This is a genomic window from Streptosporangium sp. NPDC006007 (assembly GCF_040614315.1).
Lineage (GTDB): Bacteria > Actinomycetota > Actinomycetes > Streptosporangiales > Streptosporangiaceae > Streptosporangium.
The window spans coordinates 54,876-80,418 of record NZ_JBEXUG010000012.1 but is presented as its reverse complement, the minus strand read 5'-3'; the positions used below and the strand labels follow the sequence as shown (position 1 = coordinate 80,418).

Sequence of the window (25,543 nt, the reverse complement as noted above, 5' to 3'; positions counted from 1 at the left end):
CGGAAAGGGCACCGGACTGTCGAGGGGATGTCCTACCGGTCGAACTCGCCGGTTTTGATGCCGGTGATGAAGGCGTGCCACTGGGGGTGAGTGAGGAGGAGTTTGGGGCCGTTGGGGTTTTTGCTGTCGCGGATGACGATTGTGTCGGGGAGGTTGGTGGCGACCTCGACGCACTGCCCGCCATTTCCTGAAGAGTACGAGGACTTTCGCCATTCGGCGGTGCTCAGGTCCATTCTGTTTTGCTTCCTCGGTCGTTGGGTCGATCGACTGGGTGCGTCGGCAACGTGGCGTCACCGGCCCCCTGCCGAGAGGTGAGGGGCCGGTGACAGCCCGGGTGGGTCAGACCTGGTCGAACTCGCCGGTTTTGATGCCGTCAATGAAGGTGTGCCACTGGGGGTGAGTGAGGAGGAGTCTGGGGCCGTTGGGGTTCTTGCTGTCGCGGATGGCGATTGTGTCGGGGAGGTTGGTGGCGACCTCGACGCACTGCCCGCCATTCGGTCCGGAAAGTGAGGACTTTCGCCATTCGGCGGTGCTCAGGTCCATTCTCGTTTCACTTCCTCAATCATTCGGCGTGATACGTGCTCAGGATATGCCCAGAGGCGTATCGTTTCATACTGGTTCCAGATGGATGTCACGGTGTCGCGGTCTGACGAGACCTGTCCCCGGGCGGAAGAGTCCGCATGAATGACGTCCGAATCCCCGTTGGGAAGTTCGGCGATCATGAAAGCCCCCAGTGTTCCGGCCAGGCATTTCGGGTCGACGATTTGAATGGAGACGACAGGCTGCTGCGCAACCTCAAGCAGGTAGTCGAGCTGTTCGCTCATCACGACGGGTTCGCCTACCTGGCGATGCAGTACGCCCGCGTCAATGAGGACCATTAGCGCGGGAGGGGCGTCCTTCTCCAGGATCTGCCGACGCCGTATACGGGCTTGAACGCGCTCCTCCACCTTCTCGGGAGTGATTCGAGGCTCATAGCGGAGAACCTCTCGGGCGTAGGACTCGGTCTGGAGCAGGCCCGGGATTAGGAGGGGATCCCAGGAGCGGAGAACGAGGGCGGTGGGCTCGATCTCCTCGACCCAGCTCATGAACCATCCAGGCCCGCCCGGACGGGAGACGACGCGGCGGTGCAGGCCCACGAAGTACTGCTTGTCGGTCGACCCGAAGAGCCGGTCCAGCCTCTCGGCGTCGGACCTCGACGGCGTCCGGGTGGCGATCTCCAGGCGGCTTACCTGGGTCTGCGTGCAGCCCAGGCGCGCGGCCACGGCGGCCTGGGACAGCTGCGCCGCCTCACGCAGACGGCGCATCTCGGCGCCGAAACGCACGCGGGGGCAGCCCGGGTCGGGGGAGAAGTCGGTGCTCACCGCAACCTCCGATAAAAGGGGGGAATCGGGCATTTGATAAAGCGTTCACGCCATATTCAGACCAGGTTTCACGCCGGGGAAACCAATGCCTGTCATTGCCTGGACTGCTCTGAACTGGTGATCCGCTTACGGGCCCTCTCAGCTTAAAGGCAATCTAGGAAAACATCCATAACTCTAAGTAAGGAAGCCGGTACCAAGCTTTAATGCCTGGGCCGCGATGAGTAATGCGCGATCGGCGCCGGCGGCCTTTCATGTCGGCCGCGTTCGCCGGAAGCGCCCGGAGAGGTGGGCCATGGCAATACGCAAACAGCAGGAGCAGTTCATTCATCTGGTACGGCTGGCGTGGGACCTGCGCATGGCGGGCCTGAGCGCGACGGTCGACCTTCCGAGAGGCGGGGAGCCCGCAGTGCTGATCCCCGGGGCCGAGGGGCCGCTGAAGGTCATGGTGTCGACGCAGGGCGCCGACTGGTTCTTCACCTGGGGCCGTGGCCGGGACCAGCGGGTTCGCGCGCTGGACGCCGACGCGTTCCGGCGTGTCCGGGAGGTGGCGCGGTGAGCCCACCGGACCTGATGGAGCAGGCGCACCATGTGGATCTGGCCGTCCACCCGATCGCGCCGTCGCTGGCCCGCAGGCTCGTGGAACGGGTGCTCGCGAAATGGGACATGCGAGAGCTGGAAATCATCGCGACCCTGGTTATGACCGAGCTCGTTACCAATGCGGTCAACGAGATGGGTGGCGACATGTCCGCTTTTACTCATGAAGGTGAGACATCCGCCAATCGGCGGTGCATACGCGCCGGTATTTATCGGGCGCGGGACGCGGTGGTGATCGAGGTCTGGGACGCGAGCTGTACGCCGCCGAGGCTCACCTCCGCGTCCGTGGACGACGAGGGCGGCCGGGGCCTGCGAATCATCGACGAGGTCGCGGACGCGTGGGGTTACCGTTGGGTCGCCCCCGGCGGAAAAGTGGTGTGGGCAAGGCTGCGGATCGACTCCTAATGCCGCGTTCCCTTTTGATCGGCGCCGGGACGCACGTGGTCAGAGGGGCTGGAGCCGGGCGTGCAGGAGGCAGAACTCATTGCCTTCCGGGTCGGCCAGGACGTGCCAGTTCTCGGTGCCGGTCTGGCCGACGTCGACGGGCCTGGCGCCGAGAGCGAGCAGCCGCTCCAGCTCGGCGTCCTGGTCGCGGTCGGTGGCATTGACGTCGATGTGCAGCCGGAGCTTCCCGGTCCGAGGCTCGCTGCTGGAACTGAGGATGAGGGTGGGCTGCAGGCCGCCGAAGCCGGCGTCGGGCGGCCCGATCTCGATGCTTCCGTCATCCTCCCGGCCGAGTTCGACGTAGCCGAGGACCTCGCTCCAGAACGCGGCGAGCCGGTCGGGGTCGGCGGCGGCGATGACCAGTTCACTGATACGGCATGCCATGCCCGCCAGTGTATGTAGACAACCCGTTGCGACCCCTCATAGGGGTGATGAGGACCTGCCCCGGCCCGCGCTGCGGCACGGGCACCGGCTAGTTGCGACCCCTCGTAGGGGTGATGAGGACTTTCCACGTCCAGGCGGCCACGATCCTGAGGATCGTGTTGCGACCCCTCGTAGGGGTGATGAGGACGCGGACCTCCAGGTCGGCGACTGGCTACGCCTGGGGTTGCGACCCCTCGTAGGGGTGATGAGGATCCCAGGGTAAAGTCGCAGCTCAAGCGTCTTTCCGTCGAGGCGTTCCAGCGGGGTTTTTCAGTGAACCTTCGGTAGTGCGGAAAACCCGGGAGGTCTGCTGAAAAACCCTTTGGATGACCATCATGCCACGGCCCCCGAGATCCTGTGGTCGGGCTGTGCGGCCCTGACGACGGCCTTGTCAAGAGACGTGCTCGTGTGCTGGTGGATCAGCCCACCGTGTGGGAGCGCTTTGAGGCGACGTGGGTCCGCTGGAACCTTGTCCGCGCGGTGGTGTCCACCGCCGCGTTCGGCTGCCTCGCCTGGGCCTCGCGCTGTATGGACAGGGCGCGGCGGCGTCCTGATCACGGCCGGTTCGCGGGGCGTCGGTCGTGGCGGACGGGGCCTGTCGCACCCGGTACGGGTTTCACCGGCGCCCGGTGAGGTCCCGTCGCCTCCGGCGGGGGCGTCGTACTCGGCGGGGCTGCTGTACCCGTTGGACGTGGGAAAATGGCCCGCATGGCAGACCCCCAGGTGACCTACGACGACGTGGTCACCGCTCGTGAGCTCCTGGCCGATGTGGCGCTGCGGACCCCGCTGCTCCACTCGCACGCGCTGTCGGCCGCCATCGGCGGCCCGGTCCACCTCAAGTGCGAGAACCTTCAGCGTTCCGGGTCGTTCAAGGTGCGGGGGGCGTATGTCAGGATCGCCGGGCTGACCGAGGCGGAGCGGGAGCGGGGCGTGGTGGCGGCCAGCGCGGGCAACCACGCGCAGGGCGTGGCGCTCGGCTCGGGGCTGGTCGGCATCTCCTCGACGGTCTACATGCCGGAGGGGGCGCCGCTGCCCAAGGTGGCCGCGACCCGCTCCTACGGCGCGGACGTGGTCTTCGCCGGTCACACCGTGGACGCCGCGCTGGCCCGGGCCGTTGAGCACGCCGACCGGACCGGGGCGGTGTTCATCCACCCCTTCGATCACCCCGACGTCATCGCCGGGCAGGGCACGATCGGGCTGGAGATCCTGGAGCAGTTTCCCGAGGTCGGCACGATCGTGATGTCGCTCGGCGGCGGCGGGCTGGCCGCCGGGGTCGCGCTCGCGGTCAAGTCGCTCCGGCCCGGTGTGCGGATCGTCGCGGTGCAGGCCGAACGGGCCGCCGCCTATCCGGCCTCGCTCGCGGCGGGGGAGCCGGTCATGGTCCCGCCCGCCTCGACGATGGCCGACGGCATCGCGGTGGGCCGTCCGGGGGCGCTGCCGTTCGAGTTGATCCACTATCTGGTGGACAGCGTCGTCACGGTCACCGAGAGCGAGATCTCCCAGGCGCTGGTGCTCTGCCTCGAACGCGCCAAGCAGGTCGTCGAGCCCGCCGGGGTGGCAGGGGTGGCCGCGATCCTGGCCCATCCGCATCTCTTCGAGCCGCCGGTGGTGGCCGTGCTCTCCGGCGGGAACATCGACCCGTTGCTGTTGACCAAGGTTCTGCGGCGCGGTTTGGCCGCCGCCGGGCGCTATCTGACCCTGCGGGTGCCGTTGCCCGACCGGCCGGGGGCGCTGGCGGGGCTGCTGACCAGGCTGGCGGGTCTGGGCACGAACGTGCTCGACATCGTGCACGGGCGGATCGGCATGCACCTGGGCGAGGTCGAGGTCCAGCTCCAGCTGGAGACCAAGGGGCCCGCCCACTCCGACGAGGTGCTCGAAGCCCTCCGCAGGGAGGGCTACAAGCTCACTTCGGGCTGACCGGCACCGGCCGGTCCGTCATCCGCCGGGTATCCAGAGGTCTGTCACCCGGTGGCCGGTTGTTCCGCCCCGTCAACGCGGGTCATCCGCCGCACCGCGCGGTCCGGCCGGACTACCAGGTGGTTGGCTTCTTGGGGGTGAACAGCCAGGCGTTGAAGAGGTCGTCGAGCTGCTTGCCGGAGATCTTCTCGGCCAGCGCCACGAACTCCTCGGTCGTGACGTATCCGTACTTGTGGTCGGCGTTCCACGTCTTCAGCAGCGTGAAGAACGCCGGGTCGCCGATCCGCTGCCTGAGCGCGTGCAGCGTCATGCCGCCCCGGGTGTAGACCGAGCTGTTGAACAGGTCTTCGGGCTTGGCCCGGCCGGGAGGGTACTTCCAGATGGCGGCGTCCGCGCCGGCCGAGTAGTGGCTGCGGAAGATCCGTTCGGCGGTGGCGTTGCCCTTGTGCTCCGACCAGAGCCATTCGGCGTAGGTCGCGAACCCCTCGTTGAGCCAGAGGTCCTTCCACCGGGTGATGCTCAGGCTGTCGCCGAACCACTGGTGGGCCAGCTCGTGGGCGATGATGTCGTCTCCGGGCTTGAACCCGCCGTACATGGGCTTGGTCTGGTTCTCCAGGGCGTATCCGGCGGCGAAGTCGTCGATCACGCCGCCGGTGGAGGAGAACGGGTAGGGCCCGAAGACCGTGCTCCAGTAGTCGGTGATCTTGCCGGAGAGCGTGTAGAGGCTGTCGAGTGAGCTCTGGTAGCGCGGGTCCACGGCCGCGATGTTCTTGATCCCCGCGGCGGTCTTGCCCTGGCGCAGCTCGAACTTGCCCAGCGTCATCGTGGCCAGGTAGCTCGCCATCGGGTGGCTCTCCCGCCAGGTGAAGGTCGTCTTGCCCCCGGCGGTGCTCGGCTCGCCGACGAGCTCGCCGTTGGCCAGCGCGGTCAGCCCCTCGGGAACGGTGATCTCGAAGTCGTAGCGCGCCTTGTCCGCCGGGTGGTCGTTGCCGGGGAACCAGGTCTTCGCCCCGTTGGGCTCGCAGGCCACGAAGGCGCCGTCGGCGGTCGGGATGAACCCGTAGGTGCCGAGGTTGGGGGAGTCTCTGACCGGTTTGGGCTCCCCGGCGTAGGTGACCTTGACGGTGAAGGCCGACTTCTCCGGGATGATCTTGGCGGGGGTCACGATGAGTTCGTTCCCGGACCGCTGGAACTGCGCGGCGGCGTCGTTCACCGTGACCTGGCCGACCTTGAGGCCCGACAGGTCCAGGTTGAACCTGGCCAGGTCCTGGGTGGCCTTCGCCTCGATCCCGGCGACGCCGGACAGGTGCCTGGTGTCCGGCCTGTAGTCGAGTTTGAGCCGGTAGCGGTCGACGTCGTAGCCGCCGTTGCCGTCGGTGGGGAAGTCGGGGTCGCCGATTCCGGGGGCGCCGATCCTGCCCGCGTGGCGCCGGGCGGAGTCGGCGGCACCTGGGGAGGCGCCGTCCGCGACGACCGAGGTGGGCCCGCTCTCCCCCCTCGACGCCGAGCACCCGACGGTGCCGAGTGTCCCCACGAGCACTGCGGTTGCCGCGATTGCCAGCCGACCGGACGCCATGATCGCAAATCCCCTTCCCCGAGCCCGGTCGGGCCGGGCCGCCTTGAATCGCACACTACGCGAGCGGAGCGGGGGATCTTCGAGGTTCAGGCATCTACCACCAGAGTCTTGGCCACCATGTCGTGGATGGCCTGCTTGTTCCTGGTGAAGAGGATGAACGCGAGGTTGATCCAGCCCAGACAGCAGGTGGCGTAGAGCACCCACGCCACCAGTTCGCGGATCGCGGCCTGTCCGACGCCGACCTTGCGCCCGCTGACGTCGACCACCCGCAGGCCGAACAGTTTCTTGCCCAGCGTCTGCCCGTTCCAGAAGGCGGTCAGCAGCCAGTAGTACAGAAAGCCGATCAAGGAGGCCAGCAGGGTGTGCTGGACGGGGATCTGCACGAAGACGTTCTTGTCGGGGTTCCACGCGGTGGTGACCGTGCTGTAGGTGAAGGGCGAGGAGATGATCCCGACGATGACGATGTCCAGGATTCCGGCGAACAGGCGGCGCCAGCGCCCGCCGAGCCTGATGGGCGGCCCGGCCTCTCTCCCCCGGTCGGATGGCGGGGGAGACCAGGGGAAAGAGGATGAGTCGTCCGGTGTCGGTGACCCCGCGTCGTCCGGTGATGATGATCCCATAAGGTGTAGATCACCACACATCGGCCATTGCAAAGCCAAGGGCCGTTACAGGTTGCCCCTGAGGTCCTGCTCGCGCTCGATCGCCTCGAACAGGGCCTTGAAGTTGCCCTTGCCGAAGCCGAGCGATCCGTGCCGCTCGATCAGCTCGAAGAACACCGTCGGGCGGTCCTGCACCGGCTTGGTGAAGATCTGCAGCAGGTAGCCGTCCTCGTCCCTGTCGACCAGGATCCCGCGCTTCTTCAACTCCTCGATCGGCGCCCGGACCTGGCCGATGCGGGCGCGCAGCTCCGGGTCGTCATAGTAGGAGCCGGGGGTGTCGAGGAACCGCACCCCGGCCGCGCGCATGTGGTCGACGGTGGAGAGGATGTCGCTGGTGGCCAGCGCGACATGCTGCACGCCGGGGCCGCCGTAGAACTCCAGATACTCGTCGATCTGCGACCTCTTCTTGGAGATCGCCGGCTCGTTCAGCGGGAACTTCACCTTGCGGCTGCCGTCGGCGACCACCTTGGACATCAGCGCCGAGTACTCGGTGGCGATGTCGTCGCCGACGAACTCCGCCATGTTGGTGAAGCCCATGACCCGCCGGTAGAACTCCACCCACTCGTCCATCCTGCCGAGCTCGACGTTGCCGACGCAGTGGTCGATCGCCTGGAACAGGCGGCCGTTCCTCACGTCGGGGGCCGGCAGGAGGGGCTCGGCCGCGACGTAGCCGGGCAGGTAGGGGCCGCTGTAGTTGGACCGGTCGACCAGGGTGTGCCGGGTCTCGCCGTAGGTGGCGATCGCCGCGAGCACGACCTTGCCGTGATCGTCCTCCAGCGTGTACGGCTCGGCGAGGCCCCTGGCGCCCCGGGCCAGCGCGCCGCTGTAGGCCGCCTCCACGTCCGGGACCTCGATGGCCAGGTCGATCACGCCGTCGCCGTGCTCGGCCACATGGCGGGCCACGGCGGTGCCGGGCCGTACCGAGCCGCGCAGTTCGAACCGGGCGCCGCCGGAGGTGAGGACGTAGGCGACCTCGTCGCGGCTGCCGGTCTCCGGACCCCGGTAGGCCACCAGCCGCATGCCGAAGGCGCTGGAGTAGTAGTGGGCGGCCTGCTTGGCGTTGCCCACGGCGAAGACCACGGCGTCCATGCCGTTCACGGGAAAGATGTCGCTCATGCGGACACTGTCCGTTTTAACGCGCGGGCTGTGCAACAGTTGCGTTGATTGGTAGACAATCTGTCCACCGAGTCGCGCCTTCCGCCGGAGAACCTGTACACCATGACGATTGATCAACTCGACGCCCGGCTCATCGCCCTGCTCGCCGAGGAGCCCAAACTCGGCGTGCTGGAGTGTTCCCGGCGGCTCGGTGTGGCCCGGGGGACCGTACAGGCCCGCCTCGACCGGCTGGCGGCCAGGGGGGTGATCACCGGGTTCGGACCCGACGTCGACCCCGCCGCGCTCGGCTACGACGTGACCGCGTTCGTCACCCTGCAGATCCGCCAGGTCAGCGGGCACGTCCCGGTCGCCGACCAGCTCGCGGCCATCCCCGAGGTCCTGGAGGTGCACACGATCACCGGCGGCGACGACATGCACTGCCGGGTGGTGGCGCGCAGCAACACCGATCTGCAGCGGGTCATCGACCTGATCGTCGAGGTCCACGGCGTGGTCAGGACCTCGACGGTCATCGCCTTGGACACACCTGTGCCATATCGGGTCCTTCCCTTGGTGGCCGACGTGCCGCGCGGGGGGAAGGGCTAGCCGTACTATCCCAAGCAGGGTTCAGACACCGTTATGCATCGTTTACCCTTACGGTTCCGCGCGGCCGACGGGGGTCGGCTCCGGACTGGACGGGGGATCACGTGCTCAAGGGCGGCGGGAAGGACAGACCCAGGAGGAGACTCCTGCGGATCGCGCTCATCGTCTTCGGCGTCCTCGTCGTCTCCGCGGTCGGCGCTCTCGCCGCGGTGTGGGCCATGACGCCGATCCCCGACACCACGCAGCCCAGGGCCACCGCGCAGGGTTCGGTGATCTACTACCGCGACGGCAGGACCGTGCTGGCCAGGCAGGGGGTGAACCGCAAGAACGTCTCCCTGGAGCAGGTTCCGCGCGACGTCAGGAACGCGGTCATCGCCGCGGAGAACCGCTCGTTCTACGAGGACAAGGGCGTGTCCATCAAGGGGACCTTCCGCGCCATGTGGTCCACGCTCACCGGCCGGCAGCTCCAGGGCGGCTCGACGATCACCCAGCAGATGGTCCGCAACTACTACAGCGGCCTCAGCCAGGAGCGCTCCATCGTCCGCAAGCTCAAGGAGGTCATGATCTCCTTGAAGGTGGACCAGTCGAAGTCCAAGGACTGGGTGCTGGAGCAGTACCTCAACACGATCTACTTCGGCCGGGGGGCCGACGGGATCCAGGCCGCGGCCGACGCCTACTTCCGCAAGGACGTCAGCGAACTGACCCTCGCCGAGGGCGCCTACCTCGCCGCGGTGATCCAGCAGCCGTCCCGGTTCGCCAGCCCCGAGGGCGCCGACCTGGACGCGGCCAGGGCGCGCTGGCGGTCGGTGATCGACGGCATGGTGCAGACCGGGACCGCCACCGCCGAGCAGGCCGCGGCCACCGTGTTCCCCGAGCTCAGGAAGTCCAAGCCGGTCTTCGTGCCCAAGGGGCAGGAGGGGTACATGCTCGACCAGGTGGCGGCCGAGCTCAAGCGCAGGGGATACACTGACGAGGTCATCAACCAGGGCGGGTTGAAGATCGTCTCCACCTTCGACAAGAGCCTGATGGCCGCGGCCCAACGGGCCGTCACCTCGGTGCTGCCCGAGAACACCCCGGCGAAGGTCCGCACCGGCCTGGCCGCCGTGGACCCCGCGACCGGCGAGGTCCTCGCCTTCTACGGCGGTCGCGACTGGCGCACCCAGCCCTACGACAACTCCTTCGGCGCCAAGGTCCAGGCCGGATCCACCTTCAAGGCGTACACGCTGGCCGCCGCCCTGGACGCGGGGTTCGGCCTCGAAACGCGGGTGGACGGCAACTCCCCGCTCCGGCTCACCTCGACCGACAAGGGCATCCCCAACTCCGACGACTACTCCTACGGCCAGATCAACCTGGTCAAGGCGACCCAGAGCTCGGTCAACACCGCGTTCGTGGACCTGGGCCAGAAGATCGGCCTGCACAGGATCGTCGAGACCGCGGAGAAGGCGGGCATCCCCGCCGACCAGCTCGTCCCGCACCGGTCGGCCGCCACGCTCCCGCTGGGGGTGGCGTCGGTGAGCGCCGTGCAGAACGCCTCCGGCTTCGCCACGTTCGCCGCGGGGGGCGTCCACCGCGAGGCCCACGTGATCCGCTCGATCACCGACGTCGACGGCAAGGTCACCAAGATCGACACCAAGGGCAGGCGGGCCTTCGACGAGCAGGCCGCCACCGACGCCACCTACGCGCTGACACAGGTCGTCACCGCCGGCACCGGGTCGGCCGCCCGCCTCTACGACCGCCCGGTGGCCGGCAAGACCGGCACCACCGACAAGTCCGCGTCCGCGTGGTTCGCGGGGTTCACCCCGCAGCTGGCGGCGGCGGTCGACATGTTCCGCGACGACAACAAGCCGGTGGTCGTGGGCGGCAGAGTCCTGTACGGCGGGACCTTCCCCGCCCAGATCTGGCGCGCCTTCATGACCGAGGCGATGGCCGGCAAGACGGTCAAGGAGTTCGGCGAGCCCTCCAACTACGGCTACTCCACCTCCTACGGCGGCGCCTACAACTCCGGCCCCCAAGACGACGACACCGACGACGGTGAGCGCGACCGCACCCTCCCGCCCACCCGGCGCCCGGACGAGACGACCGCCCCCGTTCCCGACCAGACCTCCACCCCGGACGGCGCGGGCACCGGGAACGGCGATGAGAACGGTCCCGGCCCCGGCGCGGGCGACGGCGGCACGGACGGTCCGGGGAGCGGCACCGGTCCGGCGGGCGGCGCCCCGGACGGCGGGGCCAACGGCGCCGACCAGGCTCCGTCCCCCGGCAACGTCCCCCAGAACCGTCCGGGCCGCTGACACCCTTCACACACCCCGGGCGTCTTATCGCGGGGGACAGGTCCCGGATTTTCGCGGGGGACAGGTCCCGGACGCCTCGGGGACGATCAGGGCGACGCCAGTTCGGCGCGCAGGGCGGCGGGGGTGGTGACCGGCAGCCGGCAGGTGAACCTCCGGCACACGTAGGCCGCCGGGGCGCCGCCCACCAAGCCCCGGCCCTCAAGCAGGGGAGCCCCGGCGGCGCCCGGCTCGCCGAGCGCGACGACCAGGCCGGGGGCCGGTGACAGCAGGGCGGCCCGGTGCAGCGCCGAGGTCGCCGGATCGCCGGACGCCCCCACGATCGCCACCTCCAGCGGCCCGGAGACTGCGGCCTGGGCCGCCGCGAGACCCCACCCGGCGAACCGCGCGTGCTTGCCCGCCAGGACGGACACCGTGTCGAGGGCCGCCTCCGCCGCCTCCCGATGCCTGGCCGAGCCGGTCAGGGCGGCATAGGACAGCAGGGCCCCGGCGGCGGCGAACTGGCCGGAGGGGGTCGCGTTGTCGGTCGGGTCCTGCGGGCGCTGGAACAGCCGCTCGGCGTCGTCCGCGGTGTCGAAGAACCCGCCGCAGCCGTCGGCGAACCGGTCGAGCACCGTGTCCAGCAGCGCCCCGGCCCGGTGGAACCAGCGCACCTCCCCGGTCACGCCGTACAGGGAGATCAACCCCTCGGCCAGGTCGGCGTAGTCCTCCAGCACCCCGGCGTTGCCCCCGGCCCGGCCGTCGCGCGACGTGCGCAGCAGCCGGCCGCCGTCCAGGTGGACCTCGTCCAGCAGTACGGCCGCCGCCCGCGCCGCCTCCACCAGGTCGGGCCGGTCGAACAGCGCCCCGGTCTCGGCGAGGGCGGCGACGGCCAGGCCGTTCCAGGCGGCCACCACCTTGTCGTCCCGGCCGGGCCGTACCCGGTGGCCCCGTACGGCCAGCAGGGCGGCGCGCACCCGGGCGAACCGCTCGGCGTCGTCGGGGTCGGACAGCAGCTGGAGCACCGAGGTGCCGTGCTCGAACGTGCCGGTCACCTCGAACAGGGCGGTCGCCCAGACGCCGTCCTCCTCCCCCAGAACCCGGTGGATCTCCTCGGGGGTCCAGACGTAGAACCTGCCCTCCACCCCCTCGCTGTCGGCGTCCAGGGCGGAGGCGAAACCGCCCTCGGGGGTGCGCATCTCGGCCAGCAGCCAGCCGGCGGTCTCCAGCGCCACCCGCCTGGCCAGGGGCGAGCCGGTCGAGCGCCACCAGTGCGCGTAGACCCGCAGCAGCAGCGCGTTGTCGTAGAGCATCTTCTCGAAATGCGGCACCACCCAGTCGGCGTCCACGCTGTAGCGGGCGAAGCCGCCGCCGAGCTGGTCGTAGATCCCGCCCCTGGCCATGGCCTCCAGCGTCCGCTCCGCCATCGCCGTCGCCGTCGCCGTCGCCGGAATCGTGCCCGGTCCCTCACCCGTGGTGGCGGTCTCCCTCTCGGAGGCCGCGCCGCCCGTGAGGGCCGCTCCGTCTCCGGAGGCCGCGCCGCCTGTGAGGGCCGCTCCGTCTCCGGAGGCCGCGCCGCTCCCGGGCGCGGCCGGGTGCCCGGAGGCCGCGCCGTATCTCAGCAGGAACTCCAGCACCATCGACGGCGGGAACTTCGGCGCGCCGCCGAACCCGCCGCGCTCCGGGTCGAAGGACCGGTTCAGGTTCTCGACGGCCTGGGCCAGCGTGGCGGTGGTGGGCAGCGGGCCGGCGGGCAGCGCGGCCCGCTCGTTCAACGCCTCCACGATCTTCGACCCCTGTTCGAGCACCGCGGCCCGGTCACCGGTCCAGGCGTTCGACACGCCGGCCAGCAGCCGCTGGAAGTGCGGCTTGGGGAAGTAGGTTCCGGTGTAGAAGGGGTGTCCCCCAGGGGTGGCGAAGACCGTCATCGGCCATCCGCCCTGACCGGTCATGGCCTGGGTGGCCGCCATGTAGACCGCGTCCACGTCCGGCCGTTCCTCGCGGTCCACCTTCACGTTGACGAAACGCTCGTTCATCGTCGCGGCGACGGCCTCGTCCTCGAACGACTCGTGCGCCATCACGTGGCACCAGTGGCAGGCCGAGTAGCCGACGCTGATCAGCAGCGGCACGTCGCGCCGTACGGCCTCGGCGAAGGCGTCCTCGCCCCACTCGAACCACTCGACGGGATTGTCCGCGTGCTGCAGCAGGTAGGGACTGGTCGCGTCCTTCAAGCGGTTCATCGGGACCTCTTTCGCGTACGCGATGCGTACGTTCTCCTCGCGTGACGCGCGCAGAGGCCGCGCCACGGCTCCACCCGAGCGATCCCTCCCACACTAGACCGGGGGCCAGGCGGCGCCACGAGCCCGCGGGCGGCGCCGGAACCGGGGGCGAGGTTCGACGGCGGGAAGGCGGTGAGCGTCCGGCGGGGAGAAGGCGGTGAGCGGCCGATGACGGGAAGACGGTGAGCGACCGGCGGGAGGGGGGGTGAGCGTCCGGCGGGGGGAGGCGGGAGTCCGGTGGACCCCCGCCTCCCCGTCTCGGCTCCGCTCTCCCGTCTCAGCCTTGGGCGCCGCCCGCCCGCAGGACGGCCGGTGTCCGTTCGCGGGGTGTCACGGCCTCAGCACCGTCCTCTCGGGCGTGCCCGGGTGGCGAGGTCGACGCGGGCGGCGGTGCCGTCCAACCAGACCACCCGGGTGCCCCCGGCCGCCGCGAACTCGCCCTGTTCACCCCGGTTACATGTGACTCGCACCGGCGTGCCGCCATTTATCGGTATCTGGGTGATTTTGGGGAGGTTCTCATTGATGGGTACGGACAGGTCGGGGAAGACGCTGTAGGTGATGGCCGTATCCGTGGCGTCCATGGCCAGGATGTCCTGCGCGGACGCGTCGTCGGGAGAGACCACGGTCGGTGCGCCGCCGTCCGGGTTCGCGCGCATGATGCCCTGCCCGCCGTCCCGCTGGGCGTCCTGCAGCCAGACCAGGTGGGAGCCGGTCAGCACGGGGCCGGACACGAGACCGACCACGTTGGGCGGGCTCTGCGGGGCGGGCAGCTCGGTCTCCCGTCCCGAGGCGAGGTCGCGGGTGACGATCAGCATGTGCCCCGGGTCCTCCTTGACGTAGGCGATCCGGCCGTTCCGCACCGTCGCCGCCTCGCTGGACACCTCCGGCCGGGGGGTCAGGCTGACCGGGGCGGCGTCGCCCTTCCGCACCCACACGTCCGAGGTACGCGTCGCGGGATCCCAGAGCGAGTAGGCGACCGTGTCACCCTCCACCGCCAGGTCGAAGACGGGGTTGTCACCCTCGTGCACCAGTCTGGGAGGTTGTGAGCGGTCCAGCGGCCGGCTCCACACCTGGATCCTCCACGTGGTGCCGGTTTCGGTGTAGGTGGCCCACACCGCGGTTCCGCCGTCCGTGGCCGGGCTGAAGGAGTAGCGCTCCTCCGGTCCGGAGAGCCGCTCGGCCCTGCCCCCGCTCACCCGGCCCGCGTACACGGCCGGAGGCGCCGGCGGAGTTGAGTCGGTGACCACGTAGTGGTCGCCGGACGCGGCCGGCCGGGCGCCGGGGTCGGCGATGTCGCGGAGCAGGGTGTCATGGTCGGTGGGGATGCGATGTTCCCAGCCCGCCCTGATGCCGTGGGCGTCGAAGGCGTGGGCGATCGTCAGCAGTTCCCTGACGCCGAGCCGCATCCGCGCGGCGGCGGCGAGCACCGCCCGCCGGCCGTCGGTGAAGTCGTCGAGCGGGGTCATGTACTCCGACAGCGCCTTGAGGGTGATCCTGTCGGCCGTGGGGCCCAGCTTCTCGCGGATGTCCCACAGGGCGCCACTGAAGATCGTTGAGTTCAGATGGACACCCGCGTTGTCGATGCGGCCGGTGGCGCCCACGTAGTCGGCGGGCGCGGTACGACCGTCGTTGAGGTCGCGGATCGCGCACTGCCGGGGTGGCGCGGTGCGGCAGAACGTCTCCCCCAGCAGGCCGGCGTCGGGGTCGGTGAGGTCGATCCCCTCGACCTCGGCCTGGACGGCGTTGCCGAAGTAGTCGGCCAGTCCCTCGTTCATCGCGCCCGCCTGGCCGAAGTACACCAGGTTGGCGGTGTGCTCGACCACGCCGTGGGTCATCTCGTGGCCCACCACGTCGAGCGCCGAGGCCAGGGAGTAGTGGTCGGGCCCGCCTCCGCCGTACACCATCTTGGTGCCGTCCCAGAAGGCGTTGACGAAGGGCTGCCCCAAGACGGTGACGTTGACGACCGACCTGATCGAGCCGCCCTTGCCGTCGAGCCCGTTCCGGCCCAGCCGCCGGTAGTACTCGTAGACCTGGCCCGCGCCCCAGTGCGCGTCCACCGCGCCCACCTCGGCGGCCTTACCGGTGAAGGCGGGGGTGTCGGAGGCGGCGAGAGGGGTGTCGGGCGGGAGGGGGCCCAGGAAGTCGAAGACGTTACGTCCCTGGGCGTCGTAGGTGAGGACCTCTCCCGTGGTGCCGTTCCACATCGCCCGCGCGCGGTCGCGCAGCTCGTACTTCCCGTCGGCCCGCTGATAGGCGTTCAGCGGGACCGTCTTACCCCTGACCGTCGTGCCCGAGGTGACGAGGGCGCCCTCGGCCGCGGAGTGGATCCGGGAGGAGGCGAACAGCGGGGCGCCGGTCCCGGCGTTGACGTAGACGTCGGTGAGCAGCGGTTGCCGTCTCCGCGTGTCCAGCCCGTTGACGGTGACCTGCCAGGCCAGGACGCCCTTGCCGACCGGGACGACGACGAGCCCGCCGGACTTCGCGGTGAGGTCCCTCCCGTCGCCGCCCTGGTCGATCACCCGGGAACGCGCGACCTCCAGCGCGAGCCGTTCGGGAAACCTCGGGGTGGTCGGGACGCTCAGCCTGGTGAGGAACCGGCCGCCCGCTCCGGTGACCTTATGGGCGTCGCCGGTCTTGTCCATCCGCACCAGGTAGTGCGCGCCGAACACGCGGACGCCCCGGTATCGCTGCTCGAATCGCACGGTCTCGTCGGAGCCGTCGCGGACCACGTCGAGTGGTACCAGCTCGGAATCCACATTCTTTATTTTGTACCGTCCGTTGCGGAGATGACTCCGGGCGACGGTGACGGGATCACCGCTCCTGGGCGCCTCGTCGAGGCCGCTCACGAGAGAGGGGGCATCCGTCCCCGTACGGGTCTCCACCTGGGCTGGAGGCGGATCGGCGGCCTGGGCCGGACTTCCTGTGGCGAGGGAGAACACCACGGTCAGGGTAGCCGCCGTGGCGAGGTGGGCTGGGGGGCGTAACACAAATCCTCCTGACGTCCGAATATCGCCGAGACCGATCAAAAAGGCGATACTCCCGATCTATCAGGAATTTGATAAAAAATCATGACTAGTAGTCAAATTTGTTGTGTGATATCTTGATCTCCCCGAAAAGAGAAATTTCTCCTCTGTCGGAACTGGAAGTTCCGCGACCGTATGGCGAATACGGAGAAATATCGCGCCGCTTCAAATGGCGACCGTTCCTGGAGCCATCCCCGTGTGCGCGGGGCCGGTCGGTGGGCCGCCTGCCAAGGTCGCACGTCCATTCCGGCAGCATGACGCGGCGATCCCGGCCGCGTCCCGGGATAGGCGATGCGTGAACCTATCGCGGAAACGTCTACCGGACCCGCTTTCCGGACTCTACGCTTACGGGCGAACGCTCCGCGTCAGGAGCCTGTATGGAGAAGGCGGACGCATGGGAGAGCATGAAGGTGACCGGCACCCGAAGCCGCAGCCTTTCACGCCGACGACGCCGGAGCCCGACAAGCTCACCCCGCCGGGTCAGCACGAGAAGCCGGCTGAAAAGTGACGGCTGCTCCGGAGGCCGGGAAGGGGTTGCGTGACCTTCTTCTTGACTCAGGGGTGATAACCCCCGACTGGGTGAAGGCGTACGACGTGGTTTCCCGGGAGCTCTTTCTGCCCGACGTGATGTGGCCTTTTGAGAACGGCCGCGACTTTGTCGTCTCCAAGACGGACAACCCCGAAGAGTGGTACCGCTGGGCGGATGCCGATGTGCCCATCACCACCCAATGGGACGACGGTCACCACACCGGAACGGCCCCCGGCGAACTGCGGACCAGCTCCGGCTCGATGCCCAGCCTGGTGTTCTCGATGTTCGGTGACCTGTCGGTGGTCGACGGCGTGAAGGTGCTGGAGATCGGCACCGGGACCGGCTGGTGCGCCGGCCTGCTGTCGGCCCGCCTGGGCGACCGCAACGTCGTTTCCGTTGAACTCGACGCGGCGGTGGCCGACAGCGCGCGCAAGGCCCTGGACGCGGCGGGCCGGCACCCGCGGGTCGTCACCGCCGACGGCCTGCTCGGCTGGCCGGAGCGGGCACCCTACGACCGCGTCATCGTGACCGCCTCCGTCCGCGACGTCCCTCGGGCCTGGATCGACCAGGCTCGGCCGGGAGCGCTCATCGTGATGCCCTGGGGAACCCGGTACAGCCACCAGGACGCCATCGCCCGCTTGGTCGTCGCCGAGGATGGCACCGCCACCGGCCGCTTCACCAGGCTTGCCCGGTTCATGCAGATCCGTTCCCAGCGCCTGGACATCAGGCACACCGACTACATGGGTGACGACTGGCCCGGCGACACCCGGGAGTCGGTGACGACACCGGCCACGTCGTCGATCATGTCGAACATCACCCTGGAGTTCGTACTCGGCCTGCTGGTACCCGGCTGCGTGCACGTCTCCGGCCGCGACGCCGACGGCACCCCGGGTGTCTGGCTGTACGGGCTGACCGACCGCTCATGGGCCGCCGCGTACTTCTACGGCGAGGACGGCCGCTCGGACTCCCGGGTCTTTCAGGGCGGCCCGCGCAGCCTGTGGGACGAGGTGGAAGCCGCCCACCGGTGGTGGGTCGAGCGGGAGCGGCCGGGACACGAGGAGTTCGGGCTCACCGTCACCGCCGACGGGCAACAGCGTGTGTGGCTGGGCGAGCCGTCCGAACTCGTCCCACAGGCCGTACTCGGACGCCGAGGGGCGTGAGCACGTCCGCGTGAGACTTCGGCGAGACCGTTGCCGTCGAACCCCTCCACGCCATTGCCGTACTGGGCATCCTTAAAAAACATAACTGTTAGTCGGATACGTTGCGCGATACCTTGATCTGCCGGAAATGTAGATTTCACCTCGGCTGACAGCGGAGGTTTTGGTGTCGTATGGCGAATGCGGAGAAATGTCGTGCCGCTTCACGCGGTGACCGTCCCCGCCTGGTGGCGGAGGCCGGTATCCGGCTGGGCGCGATCACGGTCGGATTGCGCTCCGGGCCATCGCGCAGAGCAGGCCCACACCGCAACCTGAGGCTGTCAAGCCTTCAGGGAAGGTGCTGGGCCTGTGAATGACGGTAGCGCCATGGACCTTCGTCCAGACATGACCATCGGTGAGCGGCTCAAGGTCGCCCGGCGGCGAGCCGGACTCAGTCAGGAAGTGCTCGCCGAGCGGGCCGGGGTTAATGTCGACACCATCCGCAAGCTCGAACAAGGACAACGGCAGTCAGCCCGCATCTCCACCGTCAACGCACTCGCCCATGCCCTTGACCTGGAGACCACCGCGCTTCTCATTGGCGTCCCGGAGCGTGAGGAACGCGACGATACCAACCTTCTGGCCGTTCGTCGCGCGCTGATTCCTGTTGGCGATTTCACGCCCTCGGTAGACGACTCGGGCGAGGACACCCCTCCCGACGTCGGAGCGCTCCGTAGGTCTGTTGAAGGTGCCTGGGCCGATTATCACCGTGCCGACTTCGCGACCTCGGCCAGACCTTCCCGCGACTGCTCACCGAGGTGCGTATCGCGACCCACGAGCATTCCAACGGCGCCGCCGCTCAGGCGTACGCCCTGCCGGCCAAAGCTCACCAGCTCGGCGCACACGTACTTGCCCGCAACGGCATGGAAGACCTCGCCCTGCTCAGTCTCGACCGATCGCAGACGGCGGCGCGCGCCACCGACGATCCGCTGTTGCCCGCGATGGTCGCCAACAGCATTGCGTGGATCTTCATGCGGACTGGTCGGCTCGCGGACTCCCAGCAGGTGGCGGTCAGTGTTGCCGACAGTATCGAACCGAGGTTCCGCACCTCTGAGCGGAGCCACATCGCGGCAGCCGACGCACCGTTCGCCGCTACGTGGAGCCCTTACGAGCCCAGCACCCCACACCCCGGCTCCCGCCGCCCGCTTCGACCGTCCGCCTCGACCTTCTACGGAAGATCACCCTCTGCAGCCACTGACGCAGGCGAGATCACGTTCAGTCACAACGCCCCGCACTTTGCGCCAGAGCACTTTTGCATGGCCACGGACAGAACAGCTCCAGTTCAGCGTAGGCGGATGAATTTCGGCACCACAGAGCTCCGGATGTGCAGCCGGAGCCGGTCGGGCCGAACCTGTTGTTGCCTCGGCTTGGCGAGCAGGCGTTCACCGTGATGTTGGACGATTTCGGTGCAGCTCAGACGCCTGGAAACCCGGCCAAATGCCCAGTCGAGCTTCACCGTCGGCAAGGCAGCGGTCAGCTGTCCTGTTCCGGGCCAGAGAGCTTGGACTTCACCGGATGTCGATCGCCTTCCTGGAAGATCTCAATCACACACGTCCCGGCGGCAACGGTTGCTTCATGTTCCTGTTGATCCCCAATGTCGAACATCTGACCGGCTGTCCAGACCCTGAGCTCGCCCTCGATTCTCAGCTCGACCTGGCCGCTCAACACGATGCCGAGCTGCGGGCCGTGCCGGTGCGGCGGGACCGACCCGCCGTTCTCGAAGGTCCAGAAGACGACCTGCCCGTCATCGCTGCGGACCGTGGTCGCCTGTGCTCCGGGGAACCGTACGTCGACTTGAGGCAGGTCGGCGATCCATGAGGGGTACACGGCTACCTGCTCCCGGAGAACAGGCGGTCGTTCCTGATCTCGGCCCATTCAAGTGAGTGCGCGATACCCTCGGCGAGCGAGTAGCGCGGTGCCCATCCCAGCAGGTCGCGGGCGCGTTCGCTCCTGGTGAACGCGCCTGCCACGTCGCCCGGCCGCCGGTCGGTCTCGATCGCCGGCAGTGGAGTCTTCACGACGCCGTTGAAGGCGTCCAGGAGTTCACGAACGGTGGTGCCCGTGCCGGTCCCCACGTTGATCACAAGCGACGTGCCGACCAACGCGTCGAACCTGGACACCGCCGCGATGTGCGCGTCCGCCAGGTCCCAGACGTGAATGTAGTCGCGGATACCGGAACCGTCGCGTGTCGTGAAGTCGGTGCCGGTGATGTGGAACGTCTCTCCCAGCTTGTACGCCTCCACCATCTTGCCCAGGGCGTGGGACGGGTGGCGGATCTGCAGACCGGTGCGCATCTTCGGGTCGGCCCCGATGGGGTTGAAATAGCGGAGAGAAAGCACGCGCAACGGCTCCGCTGCGGCGATGTCGGCCAGCATGGCCTCGCAGACGGACTTCGTGCGCGCGTAGGGGCTCTGCGGGTTGATCGCCGACTGCTCGTCCACGGAGAAGTCGGCGTCCGGCTGGTAGATCGAGGCGGAGGAGCTGAAGATAAGCCTTTCGCAGCCATTACGCACAAGGCTGCTGACGAACCTCAACGTCTTGACGACGTTGGCGTCGTAGTACTGCAGAGGGTCCTTCACGGATTCGGGGACCACGATCAGTGCGGCGCAGTGGATGGCCGCCTCGATGTCGGGGTGCTCGGCGAAAATGGTGTCGACAAGCTGGTCGTCGGCGATGTCGCCCTTGTAGAAGAGCCGGCCTGCGGTGAACTCCCGCCGGCCGGTGATCATGTTGTCGAGAATGATCGGGGTGATTCCGGAGTCAATGCAGGCGGATGCCAGCGTGCTCCCGATGAATCCCGCACCGCCAGAGATGAGAACCTTCATCGACGCCCTATTCCTTTCTGTAGGCCCGAATGATCGCAGACATGTCGTACATGCCATCTCCACTGGTCGCCACGGCGGCCAGCTGGGTCTTTGCCGCGCTGCTCAGCGGGAGGTCCAGTTCGGTGAGCTCCAGCGCGTAGGCAAGGTCCTTGGCCAGGAGCGCCAGTCGGCAGTGGACGTCGTCGTGGGCGTCGAGCAGCATGTTGCGCCCCTTGCCTGCCGCGATTCCGGTGGCCCAGCCGTACGTCGACTGGATCTCCAGCACCTGGGCCAGGTCGAGACCCGCGCGGCCGGCCAGGGCGAAGGCTTCGGCGAACGCCACGAGCATCGACCCGGCGAGCATGTTGTTGATGAGCTTGAACGCGGTGGCGGTACCGACGGTCGAGCCGAAGTCGTAGATCCGCTCGGTCATCGCGTCAAGGACCGGCCTGGCCTGGTTCAGGGCGGTGGACGTCCCGCTGGCGAACATGACGAGGCTGCCCTCGGCCGCCCTGGATCTGCTGCCCGTCACCGGCGCGTCGATGGGTTGCACACCGTGCTCCCTGACGGTCGCCGCCCAGGTCGTCACCCAGTCGCGCGAGAGCGTCGAGCACTCCACAGCGACGGTATCAGGCGACGCACCGCGCAGCGCGCCCGCCTCGCCCAGCCAGACCGCCCTGCTGGCCTCGTCGTCGGTGACCACGGAGATCACCATATCCGCGCCCTGGGCGGCCTGGCGCGGGCTGGCCGCCATCACACTGCCGGGCGGGGCGACCGCGTCGAGCCTGGACGGGGTGCGGTTGAACAGGCGGAGCGGGAAGCCGGCGCGGTGCAGTGCGCCTATCATGTTCCCCGCCATGACACCCGCGCCGAATACCGCCACCGTCGGTTCAGCTCGCATGATGACGGATGGCGACGTAGTCGGCGGATCGGCTCCTGCCGAAGTTGTGGGCGCTCAGCAGTCGGTAATAGTCACTGCGCTGGGCGAACAGGTGCCGGATGGCCGTGTCGGGCGTCAGCCTGGTGCGCCAGATTAGGCTCAGCAACCCGAGCGCCGCCTCTCGCATCTCCTGATGGCCGGACTCCGTGAGCACGAAAGCGAGCGGAAGCGACAGCTGGTATTTGTTCATGAGGCCGTCCACTTCGCCGATCCGCGCCTTGATCTCCGCGAGAACCAGCCCCTCCGAAGAGGTGTGCGCTGGTCCGAGGAAGAACGCTGACAGGCAGGCCAGCAGATGGTCGTACGCGCGCATCCCGCCCAGCTCGGTACCGACCTCTCTGGCCATGACGATCCCGTCGACCGTGTCCTGGTCGAACAGCGGCGCGAGAAGGTGGCCGTGACGATGCACGTCCCCGCAGGAGGGGACCGTAGGCAGCAAGGGCGACAACGCGCACCTGAGCCCTTCCAGGGCGAGCTTGGCCGGGGACGAAGCACCAAGCAAGGTGTTACTCATCACGTGCGCGAACACCTCGAACACCTCCTGCGGTCCGCCGAAGGGCTTGCGGGCTTGCGGGGTGTCCAGCCGCGCGACGACGGGCGAGCCGAGGCTCCGGTGCAGGTCGCTGCCGAACAGGCCGCGTACCGAGGCAAGCTGGTCGGCCTGCACTGTGAACACGGTCGTGTCGATCGTGGGAAAACGCGCGTTGAGGTCGTCCTTCAGCTTGGCCTCAAGGAGCAGACCGGCGTCACGGCTTTCGCTGACCAGCACAAAGTCTACGTCGGAGGCGAGCGAAAGACCTGCGACGGAGGGCTCTCTACGCGACAACGAGCCCGACAGGTATAAATCGCGCGGCGGGCCGGGCAGGCTCAGCAGGGATTCACGCGCCTGGTCGACGTAGCGATCGATGGCGCGCCCCACTGTCTCCCTGGTGTCGCGGGGGACGAAGCACGAATGGGTGAACCAGTCGGTTGTCACTGTTTCCTCGCAGCCGCGGCGAGCTCCGCACACGTGGCGCCGGACGAGCGAGCGATCAGCGACAGGCAGTCCCTGAAGGTCTGGAGGAAGGTGCGGGCGGCGTCCTCGGGCCAGGCCCCACTTTCCCATTGCATGAACAGATGCGGGTCGGGCCCGTTCACGTTGGCCCAGACGCCCACACCCGGCCGGAGCGCCGGGACGAACGTGTCGTCCACGCGCGAGATCTTGAGACCGGCCAGCGGGAGCGGATCCTCATCCCACCAGTCGGAATCGAGGTACAACCAGGGTCGCCAGCGCAGCGCGTCCTCCCGGCCGGGCTGTAGATGCTGGACGAGTAGAGGCAACGGGATGAGCTGGTCGATGGCGTCGAACATCGCGTCGCGTGCGCCCGCCACGAGATCCTCGACGGGGCCTCCCGAGTCGACTCTGGTGCGGAAGACGGCGAGATTGGAGAACCAGCCGATCGCCCTTTCCCGATCGTCGGTGGGCAGGGAGATCGGTCCGACCACCCCCACGGTGGTTCTGCCGGTGTTGGCGAACACCGCCAGCTGGAGACCCGCCATCACCCCGGTGTGAAGGCTGGCGGCGTTCTTCGCGCAGAACGCCCGCAGTTCCTCGACGACGCCAGGCTCCACGTCCAACCGCAGGGTCGCCGCCCCGCCTTGTCCATCGATGGGGTCGGCCATCCCGGCCAGCCTAATCTCGGGGACCGCCTCCAACGGGTCCAGCCGGGTGCGCCAGAACGCCAGCCGCTCCTCCAGCGCGGACCCGGTGAGCGCCAGGCGCTCGGCCTCGGCCCAGGGGAAGAAGTCAGATGAGGCGCCTGAGTCGCCACCGTTGTAGGCGCACGCGAGGTCGGCCAGAAGGCGGTCGAAGGACTGCCCGTCGCAGACGAGGTGCTCGACGGTGATGATGAGCCGCGACATCGCCTCCCCTGTTCGGACGAGGGTGACCCTGAGCTTGAGATCCCTCTCGAGATCGAAAAGTTCGTCCATCTCCGCCCTGGTCAGTGACTCAAGGTCGATGTCGAGCTCCACCACGCGCAGGACGCCACCGGGCGGCAGAATCCGCCCGTATCCCTCCTGGTGGAACGTGGTACGCAACGAGGAGTGCCGTCTAACCACTTCCTGTACGGCCCGCCGCAACGCGGGCACGGACACGTGCCCGGCAAGGTCGAAGGCGGCGGAGATATGGTGCGGTTCCCGCTGCCTACCGGCGAAGACGCTCTTGTCCCTGTCAAGGCGCCTGATTTGATTGTAGGAGAGGGCGACGCGGTCAGTGTCCACGGGTGATCACCGACACGACGTCGTTCAGGCAGGTGAGGTCGTTCAACGGGTTTCCTTCGACGAGGAGGAGGTCAGCTGACTTGCCAGGCTCGATCGATCCGGTCGCCGCGCCCAGCCCAAGTGCCCGCGCGGTGCGGGCCGTGGCCGTTTCGATGACGTCCAGGTTGCTCATTCCGAGATCCAGGAAGGGGAGCAGGCTGGCCACATAGGAGGTGACCGGGGTGTTCCTGATCCCGGCGTCCGTGCCGACGATCAGTGGGACACCAAGGTCGCGCATGGTCGTCAGATGCTTGCGCCTGTCACTCCACGGAACCTTTCCGTCCTCGCGGCGGGAGTAGGCGCTGAGGGTCGGGCAGACGGCGATCTGTTTCTCCGCCAGGAGACGGGCAGTCTCCTCGTCGAAGCGCAGCTCACCCTTCTCGTACCATGTGCAGTGCTCAACGGTCCGGACTCCGGCCGCCGCCGCGATCCTGATCCCCTCGGGGGAGTGCGCGTGCGCGGCCACGGGCACGCCGAACCGGTCGGCCTCCGCCACGGCGTACGCGACCAACTCCGCGGAGAACTGCGGAAGGCGAGGGTCGGACCCGTTGGTCATGAAGCCACCGGTAACCATGATCTTGATCCAGTCCGCGCCTTCCTTCACCTGCGCGCGGATCGCCGTGGACAGGTCGGTGGCGGTCTCGCACTCGCCGCCCATCGGCCAGCAGTGCCCGCGGGGACTGGTCAGCGGACTGCCCGCGACGACGAGCCTGGGCCCCGATTCGGCCAGCAGGGCTTTCACCCTGAACGCGAGCGCGGACGGAGCGCCCAGGTCGCGTACGGTGGTCACGCCGCTCGCCAGCAGGGTGCGGGCGTTATGCACCATGAGGTCCACGAGCTCGTCGTCCGAGCGCTTTGTCATGCTGCCCAGAGGGTCGCTTCCCGCGTCGAAGGCCACATGAACGTGCGCGTCCACCAACCCGGGAAGCAGGGTCCCGTGCGGCAGCTTCATCGTCGGCCGCAGGCCGGACGGCAGGTCTTCGCGCCGCCCTACCCATTCGACGATGTCGTCGCGCACGATGACGGCGCCGTCGGGGATGATCTGGCCGTCGATTCCGGTGACCACCTGGGACGCGGCGAGGGCGAATCTACGCGGCATCGTCGGGGGAATACAGGCACCAGACCATCGTTGGGTTGATCACGTGGGTGATTCTCAGGTTCGCCGCCTGCTCCACCAGGTCGACCGAGCCGATGCAGGCCTGTACGTCGCCCTGCGCGGCCTGCCGTACCGCCTCAGGCTTTGAACGAACGAACCTGGCGGTGTGCGTGGGCAGGTACTCCTGAGCGAACCGCCAGGTGGCGGAGTGCAGGGCGACTACTGGCACCGCGCCGCCGTCGGGGCAGTCCTCGTTGACGGCGATGCACATGGGCCGGATCTTTCCGTGCCACACGTGTGCGAGTTTCAGTTGCGGCTGGTAGCGGAAATGCAGGTCCACCCAGGTCTCCCCGGTCCCACCGGTTTCCCGGTCCACGTATCCCGCGGGGACGAGCGCCAAAGTCCTGTTCTCCAGTGCGTACGCCATCGCGTGCGGGAAGGA

Annotated in this window: 23 protein-coding genes, 1 pseudogene and 1 CRISPR repeat array; of the genes and pseudogenes, 7 read left to right on the top strand and 17 right to left on the bottom strand. The window is 68.4% G+C overall.

Going from position 1 to position 25,543, the window contains the following annotated elements; translation table 11 throughout:
- Nucleotides 1–32 precede the first annotated feature (32 nt).
- The 3 genes from ABZ194_RS12400 to ABZ194_RS12390 all read right to left on the bottom strand — a co-directional run bounded on the left by ABZ194_RS12400 (nucleotide 33) and on the right by ABZ194_RS12390 (nucleotide 1,361).
- A complete protein-coding gene (locus ABZ194_RS12400) occupies nucleotides 33–233 on the bottom strand; it encodes a DUF397 domain-containing protein (RefSeq protein WP_355595298.1) in 201 nt (66 codons plus the stop codon).
- A 106-nt stretch (nucleotides 234–339) separates the two neighbouring features.
- Nucleotides 340–543 (bottom strand): DUF397 domain-containing protein, encoded by a 204-nt coding sequence (locus tag ABZ194_RS12395; protein WP_355595296.1) that lies wholly within the window; start codon nucleotides 541–543, stop codon nucleotides 340–342.
- On the bottom strand, nucleotides 534–1,361 hold the full coding sequence (locus ABZ194_RS12390) for a helix-turn-helix transcriptional regulator (RefSeq protein WP_355595294.1): 828 nt from the start codon (nucleotides 1,359–1,361) through the stop codon (nucleotides 534–536). The genes ABZ194_RS12395 and ABZ194_RS12390 overlap by 10 nt, the downstream gene beginning before the upstream one ends.
- Before the next feature lie 292 nt (nucleotides 1,362–1,653).
- Between ABZ194_RS12390 and ABZ194_RS12385 the strand changes: the two genes are divergently transcribed.
- Both ABZ194_RS12385 and ABZ194_RS12380 read left to right on the top strand, forming a co-directional pair.
- Entirely contained in the window at nucleotides 1,654–1,917 is a 264-nt protein-coding gene (locus ABZ194_RS12385; RefSeq protein ID WP_355595292.1) for a hypothetical protein, read from the top strand.
- The gene (locus ABZ194_RS12380) at nucleotides 1,914–2,360 is read left to right on the top strand and encodes an ATP-binding protein (protein WP_355595290.1); all 447 of its coding nucleotides are present in this window, start codon (nucleotides 1,914–1,916) and stop codon (nucleotides 2,358–2,360) included. Before ABZ194_RS12385 ends, ABZ194_RS12380 begins: the two co-directional genes overlap by 4 nt.
- Before the next feature lie 39 nt (nucleotides 2,361–2,399).
- Here ABZ194_RS12380 and ABZ194_RS12375 read toward each other — a convergent pair whose 3' ends face one another.
- Complete coding sequence (locus ABZ194_RS12375) at nucleotides 2,400–2,783, bottom strand: VOC family protein (RefSeq protein WP_355595288.1); 384 nt, start codon at nucleotides 2,781–2,783, stop codon at nucleotides 2,400–2,402.
- A 25-nt stretch (nucleotides 2,784–2,808) separates the two neighbouring features.
- A CRISPR array of direct repeats spans nucleotides 2,809–3,035; the repeat unit is 30 nt; unit sequence GTTGCGACCCCTCGTAGGGGTGATGAGGAC.
- A 495-nt stretch (nucleotides 3,036–3,530) separates the two neighbouring features.
- Between ABZ194_RS12375 and ilvA the strand changes: the two genes are divergently transcribed.
- Entirely contained in the window at nucleotides 3,531–4,739 is a 1,209-nt protein-coding gene (gene ilvA, locus ABZ194_RS12370; RefSeq protein WP_355595286.1) for a threonine ammonia-lyase, read from the top strand.
- A gap of 112 nt (nucleotides 4,740–4,851) precedes the next feature.
- On the opposite strand, the gene ABZ194_RS12365 is transcribed toward ilvA, so the two are convergent.
- From ABZ194_RS12365 to hppD, 3 genes are all read right to left on the bottom strand, one after another.
- Entirely contained in the window at nucleotides 4,852–6,315 is a 1,464-nt protein-coding gene (locus tag ABZ194_RS12365; RefSeq protein ID WP_355595284.1) for a M1 family metallopeptidase, read from the bottom strand.
- An 86-nt stretch (nucleotides 6,316–6,401) separates the two neighbouring features.
- Nucleotides 6,402–6,935: an RDD family protein gene (locus ABZ194_RS12360; protein ID WP_355595282.1), complete on the bottom strand. Its 534-nt coding sequence runs from the start codon at nucleotides 6,933–6,935 to the stop codon at nucleotides 6,402–6,404.
- Nucleotides 6,936–6,980: 45 nt separating this feature from the next.
- The gene (gene hppD / locus ABZ194_RS12355) at nucleotides 6,981–8,090 is read right to left on the bottom strand and encodes a 4-hydroxyphenylpyruvate dioxygenase (RefSeq protein WP_355595280.1); all 1,110 of its coding nucleotides are present in this window, start codon (nucleotides 8,088–8,090) and stop codon (nucleotides 6,981–6,983) included.
- A gap of 102 nt (nucleotides 8,091–8,192) precedes the next feature.
- On the opposite strand from hppD, the gene ABZ194_RS12350 reads away from it, so the two are divergent.
- Both ABZ194_RS12350 and ABZ194_RS12345 read left to right on the top strand, forming a co-directional pair.
- Nucleotides 8,193–8,672, top strand: a complete 480-nt coding sequence (locus ABZ194_RS12350) for an Lrp/AsnC family transcriptional regulator (protein ID WP_355595278.1) — start codon at nucleotides 8,193–8,195, stop codon at nucleotides 8,670–8,672.
- A 101-nt stretch (nucleotides 8,673–8,773) separates the two neighbouring features.
- Nucleotides 8,774–10,960 carry a transglycosylase domain-containing protein gene (locus ABZ194_RS12345; protein ID WP_355595276.1) on the top strand — a complete coding sequence of 729 codons (2,187 nt, stop codon included), beginning with the start codon at nucleotides 8,774–8,776 and terminating at the stop codon, nucleotides 10,958–10,960.
- Nucleotides 10,961–11,046: 86 nt separating this feature from the next.
- On the opposite strand, the gene ABZ194_RS12340 is transcribed toward ABZ194_RS12345, so the two are convergent.
- Together ABZ194_RS12340 and ABZ194_RS12335 are read right to left on the bottom strand one after the other, a co-directional pair.
- The gene (locus ABZ194_RS12340) at nucleotides 11,047–13,176 is read right to left on the bottom strand and encodes a thioredoxin domain-containing protein (protein ID WP_355595274.1); all 2,130 of its coding nucleotides are present in this window, start codon (nucleotides 13,174–13,176) and stop codon (nucleotides 11,047–11,049) included.
- Nucleotides 13,177–13,553: 377 nt separating this feature from the next.
- The gene (locus tag ABZ194_RS12335; protein ID WP_355595272.1) at nucleotides 13,554–15,971 is read right to left on the bottom strand and encodes a M4 family metallopeptidase; all 2,418 of its coding nucleotides are present in this window, start codon (nucleotides 15,969–15,971) and stop codon (nucleotides 13,554–13,556) included.
- 771 nt (nucleotides 15,972–16,742) lie between these two features.
- Between ABZ194_RS12335 and ABZ194_RS12330 the strand changes: the two genes are divergently transcribed.
- Together ABZ194_RS12330 and ABZ194_RS12325 are read left to right on the top strand one after the other, a co-directional pair.
- Nucleotides 16,743–17,927, top strand: coding sequence for a methyltransferase domain-containing protein (locus tag ABZ194_RS12330; protein WP_355595270.1), 1,185 nt, complete (start codon nucleotides 16,743–16,745; stop codon nucleotides 17,925–17,927).
- 363 nt (nucleotides 17,928–18,290) lie between these two features.
- A pseudogene (locus tag ABZ194_RS12325) lies at nucleotides 18,291–18,494 on the top strand (helix-turn-helix transcriptional regulator); the annotation flags it as partial.
- A 170-nt stretch (nucleotides 18,495–18,664) separates the two neighbouring features.
- Here ABZ194_RS12325 and ABZ194_RS12320 read toward each other — a convergent pair.
- The 8 genes from ABZ194_RS12320 to ABZ194_RS12285 form a co-directional block, all read right to left on the bottom strand.
- Nucleotides 18,665–19,024, bottom strand: coding sequence for a hypothetical protein (locus ABZ194_RS12320; RefSeq protein ID WP_355595447.1), 360 nt, complete (start codon nucleotides 19,022–19,024; stop codon nucleotides 18,665–18,667).
- A gap of 409 nt (nucleotides 19,025–19,433) precedes the next feature.
- Nucleotides 19,434–19,835 (bottom strand): cupin domain-containing protein, encoded by a 402-nt coding sequence (locus ABZ194_RS12315; protein ID WP_355595268.1) that lies wholly within the window; start codon nucleotides 19,833–19,835, stop codon nucleotides 19,434–19,436.
- Complete coding sequence (gene galE, locus ABZ194_RS12310; RefSeq protein ID WP_355595266.1) at nucleotides 19,790–20,785, bottom strand: UDP-glucose 4-epimerase GalE; 996 nt, start codon at nucleotides 20,783–20,785, stop codon at nucleotides 19,790–19,792. The genes ABZ194_RS12315 and galE overlap by 46 nt, the downstream gene beginning before the upstream one ends.
- A gap of 7 nt (nucleotides 20,786–20,792) precedes the next feature.
- The gene (locus ABZ194_RS12305; protein ID WP_355595264.1) at nucleotides 20,793–21,665 is read right to left on the bottom strand and encodes an NAD(P)-dependent oxidoreductase; all 873 of its coding nucleotides are present in this window, start codon (nucleotides 21,663–21,665) and stop codon (nucleotides 20,793–20,795) included.
- Nucleotides 21,655–22,680, bottom strand: a complete 1,026-nt coding sequence (locus ABZ194_RS12300; protein ID WP_355595262.1) for a hypothetical protein — start codon at nucleotides 22,678–22,680, stop codon at nucleotides 21,655–21,657. Before ABZ194_RS12300 ends, ABZ194_RS12305 begins: the two co-directional genes overlap by 11 nt.
- Nucleotides 22,677–23,966, bottom strand: a complete 1,290-nt coding sequence (locus ABZ194_RS12295) for a condensation domain-containing protein (RefSeq protein ID WP_355595260.1) — start codon at nucleotides 23,964–23,966, stop codon at nucleotides 22,677–22,679. Before ABZ194_RS12295 ends, ABZ194_RS12300 begins: the two co-directional genes overlap by 4 nt.
- Nucleotides 23,956–25,104: an amidohydrolase family protein gene (locus ABZ194_RS12290; protein ID WP_355595258.1), complete on the bottom strand. Its 1,149-nt coding sequence runs from the start codon at nucleotides 25,102–25,104 to the stop codon at nucleotides 23,956–23,958. Before ABZ194_RS12290 ends, ABZ194_RS12295 begins: the two co-directional genes overlap by 11 nt.
- Entirely contained in the window at nucleotides 25,094–25,528 is a 435-nt protein-coding gene (locus tag ABZ194_RS12285) for a hypothetical protein (protein WP_355595256.1), read from the bottom strand. Before ABZ194_RS12285 ends, ABZ194_RS12290 begins: the two co-directional genes overlap by 11 nt.
- Nucleotides 25,529–25,543 lie beyond the last annotated feature (15 nt).

Excerpts from the sequence above, each read along its gene's own strand:
- ABZ194_RS12340 (WP_355595274.1), bottom strand. The coding sequence starts at position 13,176 with ATGAACCGCTTGAAGGACGCGACCAGTCCCTACCTGCTGCAGCACGCG.
- ABZ194_RS12385 (WP_355595292.1), top strand. The coding sequence starts at position 1,654 with ATGGCAATACGCAAACAGCAGGAGCAGTTCATTCATCTGGTACGGCTG.
- ABZ194_RS12365 (WP_355595284.1), bottom strand. The coding sequence starts at position 6,315 with ATGGCGTCCGGTCGGCTGGCAATCGCGGCAACCGCAGTGCTCGTGGGG.
- ABZ194_RS12285 (WP_355595256.1), bottom strand. The coding sequence starts at position 25,528 with ATGGCGTACGCACTGGAGAACAGGACTTTGGCGCTCGTCCCCGCGGGA.
- ABZ194_RS12375 (WP_355595288.1), bottom strand. The coding sequence starts at position 2,783 with ATGGCATGCCGTATCAGTGAACTGGTCATCGCCGCCGCCGACCCCGAC.
- hppD (WP_355595280.1), bottom strand. The coding sequence starts at position 8,090 with ATGAGCGACATCTTTCCCGTGAACGGCATGGACGCCGTGGTCTTCGCC.
- ABZ194_RS12395 (WP_355595296.1), bottom strand. The coding sequence starts at position 543 with ATGGACCTGAGCACCGCCGAATGGCGAAAGTCCTCACTTTCCGGACCG.
- ABZ194_RS12400 (WP_355595298.1), bottom strand. The coding sequence starts at position 233 with ATGGACCTGAGCACCGCCGAATGGCGAAAGTCCTCGTACTCTTCAGGA.
- ABZ194_RS12360 (WP_355595282.1), bottom strand. The coding sequence starts at position 6,935 with ATGGGATCATCATCACCGGACGACGCGGGGTCACCGACACCGGACGAC.
- ABZ194_RS12305 (WP_355595264.1), bottom strand. The coding sequence starts at position 21,665 with ATGCGAGCTGAACCGACGGTGGCGGTATTCGGCGCGGGTGTCATGGCG.
- ABZ194_RS12350 (WP_355595278.1), top strand. The coding sequence starts at position 8,193 with ATGACGATTGATCAACTCGACGCCCGGCTCATCGCCCTGCTCGCCGAG.
- ABZ194_RS12315 (WP_355595268.1), bottom strand. The coding sequence starts at position 19,835 with ATGGGCCGAGATCAGGAACGACCGCCTGTTCTCCGGGAGCAGGTAGCC.
- galE (WP_355595266.1), bottom strand. The coding sequence starts at position 20,785 with ATGAAGGTTCTCATCTCTGGCGGTGCGGGATTCATCGGGAGCACGCTG.
- ilvA (WP_355595286.1), top strand. The coding sequence starts at position 3,531 with ATGGCAGACCCCCAGGTGACCTACGACGACGTGGTCACCGCTCGTGAG.
- ABZ194_RS12290 (WP_355595258.1), bottom strand. The coding sequence starts at position 25,104 with ATGCCGCGTAGATTCGCCCTCGCCGCGTCCCAGGTGGTCACCGGAATC.